Origin of the sequence: Aeromonas piscicola, from assembly GCF_000820005.1 — a bacterium.
In the GTDB taxonomy this organism is placed as follows: Bacteria; Pseudomonadota; Gammaproteobacteria; order Enterobacterales; family Aeromonadaceae; genus Aeromonas; species Aeromonas piscicola.
The window spans coordinates 150,099-150,424 of the sequence record NZ_CDBL01000039.1 but is presented as its reverse complement, the minus strand read 5'-3'; the positions used below and the strand labels follow the sequence as shown (position 1 = coordinate 150,424).

The 326-nt window shown below is 73.9% G+C and carries 1 protein-coding gene; it reads left to right on the top strand.

Annotation, left to right across the window (positions count from 1 at the left end; all coding sequences use genetic code 11):
- Positions 1-273 (top strand): DUF4129 domain-containing protein (locus tag BN1128_RS24585; protein ID WP_156140161.1); only part of this gene is annotated, 273 nt, incomplete at its 5' end.
- Between the last annotated feature and the right edge of the window lie 53 nt (positions 274-326).

Below are 326 nucleotides of genomic sequence, written 5' to 3'. Positions count from 1 at the left end.
GGGCGGGCGCCGCCGCAACAACGGCTGTGGCGCCCCCTGCGCCGGCGTGCCGCCCGCCAGGGGTGGCAACCCGCCGAGGGGGAGAGTCTGGCCAGCTGGTGCGCGCGACTCGGCTCCCTTGTCCCTCTGCTGGCGCGACCGCTGGCACGCTGCGCCTGGCTCTATCGACGCTGGCGCTACGCCCCCCTCTCCCCGAGACAACGGCAGCGAGTCTGGCAGCAACTGCAGCGACGGCTGCGCCAGACCTGCCGCGCATGGGATGGACAGCGATAGCGCCGGGCGCCCATCAGGCTCCCGCGCAAGCAAAAGGGGAGCCAGTGGCTCCC